Annotated in this window: 6 protein-coding genes; all 6 read right to left on the bottom strand. The window is 53.6% G+C overall.

Annotation, left to right across the window (positions count from 1 at the left end; translation table 11 throughout):
* Window positions 1-579, bottom strand: a 579-nt coding sequence (locus NH195_RS15600; protein ID WP_066703577.1) for an IS1182 family transposase, incomplete at its 3' end; no start/stop codon positions are given.
* A 154-nt stretch (window positions 580-733) separates the two neighbouring features.
* On the bottom strand, window positions 734-1024 hold the full coding sequence (locus NH195_RS15595; RefSeq protein ID WP_066708963.1) for a type VI secretion system PAAR protein: 291 nt from the start codon (window positions 1022-1024) through the stop codon (window positions 734-736).
* Window positions 1024-1455, bottom strand: coding sequence for a hypothetical protein (locus tag NH195_RS15590; protein WP_066707575.1), 432 nt, complete (start codon window positions 1453-1455; stop codon window positions 1024-1026). The genes NH195_RS15595 and NH195_RS15590 overlap by 1 nt, the downstream gene beginning before the upstream one ends.
* A gap of 213 nt (window positions 1456-1668) precedes the next feature.
* Window positions 1669-2457 carry a hypothetical protein gene (locus NH195_RS21295; RefSeq protein WP_155846201.1) on the bottom strand — a complete coding sequence of 263 codons (789 nt, stop codon included), beginning with the start codon at window positions 2455-2457 and terminating at the stop codon, window positions 1669-1671.
* An 8-nt stretch (window positions 2458-2465) separates the two neighbouring features.
* Window positions 2466-3089 (bottom strand): hypothetical protein, encoded by a 624-nt coding sequence (locus tag NH195_RS15585; RefSeq protein ID WP_066708957.1) that lies wholly within the window; start codon window positions 3087-3089, stop codon window positions 2466-2468.
* Window positions 3077-4978 (bottom strand): type VI secretion system Vgr family protein (locus tag NH195_RS15580; protein WP_066708954.1); only part of this gene is annotated, 1902 nt, incomplete at its 5' end. The genes NH195_RS15585 and NH195_RS15580, both read right to left, overlap by 13 nt.

Raw genomic sequence — 4978 nt, 5'->3', positions numbered from 1 at the left:
TGCGCCAAATGCAGCCTCATCAAGGGTGTCGAGATACTCGCGTACGGCACGAGGCGCATCAGCGGGCTCGATGGTTGAAGCATCCCAGTCTTCCTTTGACGTCGAGTTCTGTTTGTTCGCATCTGCCTCAATCAGGCTGGCATCCACCGCCATGCGCTGGCCACTCGCCAGGCCTTCTTCGATGCAGCGCGCCACCGTTGTCTCAAATAGATGGCGCAGCAGCTCGCTCTCGCGGAAACGACCGTGCCGGTTCTTCGAAAACGTCGAATGATCAGGCACCCGGTCGTTCAGATCGAGGCGGCAGAACCAGCGATAGGCGAGGTTCAGATGCACCTCTTCGCAGAGCCGCCGCTCCGACCGGATGCCGAAACAATAGCCGACCAGAAGCATCCGGATCAGCAGCTCGGGGTCAACGGAAGGCCGGCCCGTGCGGCTGTAGAACTCAGCAAGATGAGCACGGATGCTGCCCAAGTCGACGAACCGATCAATCGACCGCAGCAAATGATCCTGAGGGACGTGATCCTCAAGCGAGAACTCGTAAAACAGCGATGCCTGCGCTTCCTGCCTCGGACCCATCATCGGTCAATCCTCCCGTCCGTTGGAAGAATTGAAACAGCAGATCACACACCGATCAAGCACGAGTTTTTCAACAAAATACGCCCTTATCGCTTAAATGTCGCTACCGGCCCAAACCAGTCATTCAAATCTTCCGCTGCAAAGGTCCGTTTTCGCCTCATCCCCCAATCGACACATCCCCCGACCCGGTCGATACGCTGCCGCCGCAGTCGATGGCGTCGCCGACGCGGCCCGCCGGTTTGCCGTTGATGAAGACAGTGCCAGACCCGCCCGAGAGGCTGCGTCCGTGCGGTGGGTGTTTGGGCTTGGAATGCGGCGCGAAACTGTCGCCTTGTCGGAGCGCAGGCTGGCCATTGATGTACACGTCCCCGCTCCCCGATGTGGCGGGCGTCGGCGGGAAGCCGTCGTGGTCCGATCCTGTGTCGCCCTTGCGTCCTGCTGCTGACATTATGCGTCCTCCCAGATGTCGAATTCCGTGCCTTTGATCGTCGCCGACCACGTCGCGATCAGAGCGTTCTCTTCCGCTGTGCGATCCGGTTTTTCGAGCGTTCGCGATTTGAGAAACGCCGCGATCTGTGGCGGGGCGGTTTTCAAGCTGTCGAGCGGGATGTCGAATTTGAGCGGGCCCTGCATGGCGGCGATGCGGGCGCAGATGGCGAGGGTGTGGATTTCGGGGTCCTCGTGCTTGCGCGCCTCGGCGTTGAGGATGTCGTGCAGGCTGTCGCTCACCGGCATGAGCGCGGGGTTGATGAAGCGGGCGGGGCGTTCGAATTCGGGGCTGGGTTTGAGCGGGAAACCGGAGGCATGCCAGCCTTCCCAGACCTGTGAAAGCTCGGCGTCTTTGCACCAGGAGAGGGCGATCGCGCCGTAGACGGTCATGCCGCTGGCATGACAAAGCGAAAGCCAACGATCCGCTTCGAAAAAAGTAAGCTGTTGCAAGTAATCGAATATATATTCATCTAACAGCAATTGACCTGCATGGGTTGCCCCGGCAAAGCGGCTCGCACATTCGTGAATTTGGTGATGCGCTACAAAAACGTGAGGATATTTTTTTAACGAAATAGCACCTAGATATATGTTCGCTGGAATCATTTATTCAGCCAATAAAACGTCAACAGTTAAAGCTACTTGTTGGCTTTGACGTGGGTTCCCATTCACAATGTCGAAGATGATAGGTACAGTTTGCCCAACAGGATACGGAATTTCGATTTCCAGAATTTCACCAGAGCTATTCCCCATATTAAATTCCTTGGTCGAATTCGGCAGGTTTTCGTTTCCCGAAGAGAAATTCTGCAACCCTTGTTCGAGACGCCAAGGCTCATACTCAGGGTACCTGAAAATAATGTTGCAGGAGCTTAGGCGTGTAGATTGTGTTGGCGTAAGAACGGCATCGGCCGTATTTATAAGGCTATCCACAATTTCTATTTTTTCTCCCACACGGGTATCGGGAGGGGCTGGGCGAGGTGTTTTTCTCGGGCGCGAAACAGTTGATGTGACAGGCTTAGGCGTAGGAGACAAGTTTTCCAATTCTTCCGCGATAATTGCCATCGAATTACCACTAAACCTTATCCATATCTTCTTATTGGCGTCCTCTGGCAATTGTCGCTTTACCCTGAACAATCTGTAGACCCTTCGAAAAGAGGAGGGAGGTATCGTATCACTGACACGAATAAGGCCGAGGCTTATGACTCTTGCTCTGCCAACAAGAGGATTGTCGGCCAAAATTGAATCGGCACCCATTGTTTCTATCGATTCACTATTGGCCCCTTTGGCAACAGGAGTATCTTCAGCCACAATATTTGTTAAAAATGGGCCATCCCCCGCATCTTTTGGTAGTGGGGTTAAAAAACGCTCTAGTATTTTTTCTATTTCAACACTCATACGGCACCTTACAGTTGGCCAGTCGATGCGTGATACCCATCGATGACGCGCTGAAGAGCTAGATATAGCTGATTTATTTTTTCATCGTAGTTAGTGCGATCAAAGCATGTAGAAAACGTCAAGAAAACGTCCGAAAATGCCAGCGACATTTCATCATATCCCGTTTCCGGCCGCACCTCGCAATCATTCGCAATGAGCTGTATGAGTTGTTCTGCATTAATGTCTTTAAGCGTTGTCGTAAAACATTGCTCATCAGCACAAATCAATCGGGCATAAATCGCAACTTCAATAAAACGAGATGTCAGAGCCTCTTCATTTTGAGCTTCGACAGCTTTTTGCAACATGAATTCTGCATTTGACTGCATTTGTTGCGTTTTGACATTTTGACGATAGAAATCAATCAAGTCGCAGTAGGGACCCTTTTCACAAAGTGACGGATAATTTTCGCCTCGCCTCAACGAGGAAATGTATTGCAACCAAGCGTCAGCATCTTCGTACTTGTTAATCCCAATCGAAGCATTGGGGTCGTAGAAATGATCTTCTGGCGAAAAAGCCTCGGCATTTGTCCTTTCGGTTGCGAAAAAGAATATTACTGCCGTCAGAACAAGTCCTGCTGTGATCAATTTAGACATATTTTGGTTCCGTTTATCTTGATGAGAGAGCCGGTCATGTTGATTTCTCCATCATGTCGCATGGTGAGTTTTGACATTCCGCACTGCAATATAATCGCACCTTCCGCCCCGATCATGTAACGATTTCCGCTATAAGTCATCGTATCGCCGCGAGAAGAACTGTTCATCTGTTGTTGAGTAATTGTGTTCAACGACCCATTTGCACTGATATTGAAGGAACGGTCGCTTTGTAGCGACATATCTCCATCACTAAAAAATGAAGCATCGCCACCGCTTGCTATTGTAAGCGCCTCGGGGTCTGGAGTTTTAAGGGCGTCACGGCTCCAAAATAGACTTTCGTGATCGAAATCGGAGCTTCCGCCTTTGCTAAAAAAGCCGTCATTTATAGTGTTTATTGGGCTAGTCGTCCCCGTGCCAATAAACATTGGACCTCTTGTTGTGATACTTGATGATTTCTCAGCATGATCTGCCTTGTGGCCTTGCACTAAACTCGTAAAATTTCTTCTTATATGCCTGTGGAAGAAGCCTTTGATCAGAGCTTTGAAATTATTATTTATTCCAACATTCATATCCTTCTGAGCATGAAGGAACACTTCCTCCTCACCCTTCTTGTCCTCAAACCGAAGTTCGTTGAACCCCTCGCCCTCATGCGTATCCGTCTGAAACGTGCTCCGCGTCTTATGCTCCGGCAAATCATACGGCACCGCGTTCTTGCCGTTATACACGCACCCGGTGACCAGCGGCTTGTCGGGGTCGCCGTCCAAAAACTCGACCACGACTTCCATGCCGATCCGAGGGATCACCATGCCGCCCCAGCCGTTGCCCGCCCAGGATTGCGACACACGGCAGCGCATCGAATAGGCCGCGTCGAGGTCCCAGTGAAACTGCACCAAAATGCGCCCGTATTCGTCGCAGTCGATCTCACCATCGCCCACGACCACCGCCGTTTGCGGGCCTTTCACATCTGCGCGCGCGGTCTTCAGCTCCGGCACCAGAGGCGCGTCGGCGGGCAGCAAAACATAGCGCCCGGTGTAGGCGTAGCCGTCGCCCTCTTCGCCGCCGGAGCCGTAATTGTCCGACGTGTAGCTGTGATGCGCCACGAGGCAGAGGTAGTCCTCCCCCGTCCCCGGCAGAGGCTCGCCGCCAAGCGTCACCCGCAGCCCCGCGCCAAGCGCAGGGATATCGCCCTGCGCCTCAAAGCGCCGGTCCTGGCCGGTCTCGCCTTCTGAGCGCAGCCGCGCGACCACATCGCCACGGCTCTGGTCGAGGTAATCCCCCGGCCAGTCGAAACTCTCGATCTGGCCCTGAGCATAGCGCGAAGAAGATGAAGAATTGGTTTCCATCGCCGCGGTCGGCGTCTTGAAATTGTAATCCGTGAGCCGCACCGCCCCCGTCGTGATCCGCCGCGCTGGCCGCCATTCCCAGAAGTGCTCGATTTCCTCCTGGTGGTGGCCATCATAGGGCTTGAACGGGCGCTCGCCGATGGTCGCATGGCTCTCGACAATGTCGGTCAGAACCATCAGGTGAGAGCCGCTATCCTGTTCAAAATGATAGGAAATCCCGTGCCGTTCCATGAGGCGCGCGGCGAAATCCATGTCGCTTTCTCGGTATTGAACGGTGTATTCGAGTTCCGGGTAATCGAGCGTCAGCCGGGTCTCCATCTTGCCTGCCGAGGCATAGGCACCGAGGAGCTCCGTGAGGATGTCAACCACGGTTTTATTGTGAAAAATCCGCTGGTTGCGACGGAGCGAGGCGAGCCAGAACCAGGGCTTGAGGGTCAGCCGATAACGATGGCCGTTTTCGCCCGCGCCCATCCAGCGCGCTTCGGAAATGATGCCATCGAAAGGCTTGTCCGAGCCGTCATGGGTGCGCAGCGTGACGGTGGCGTG

The organism is Celeribacter ethanolicus (assembly GCF_001550095.1).
GTDB classification, from domain to species: domain Bacteria; phylum Pseudomonadota; class Alphaproteobacteria; order Rhodobacterales; family Rhodobacteraceae; genus Celeribacter; species Celeribacter ethanolicus.
The sequence above is the reverse complement of the archived record's forward strand: the minus strand, read 5'-3'. Positions and strand labels throughout refer to the sequence as shown.

Coding starts and splice junctions, on each gene's coding strand:
- NH195_RS15595 (WP_066708963.1), bottom strand. CDS start 1,024: ATGTCAGCAGCAGGACGCAAGGGCGACACAGGATCGGACCACGACGGC.
- NH195_RS15590 (WP_066707575.1), bottom strand. CDS start 1,455: ATGACCGTCTACGGCGCGATCGCCCTCTCCTGGTGCAAAGACGCCGAG.
- NH195_RS21295 (WP_155846201.1), bottom strand. CDS start 2,457: ATGAGTGTTGAAATAGAAAAAATACTAGAGCGTTTTTTAACCCCACTA.
- NH195_RS15585 (WP_066708957.1), bottom strand. CDS start 3,089: ATGTCTAAATTGATCACAGCAGGACTTGTTCTGACGGCAGTAATATTC.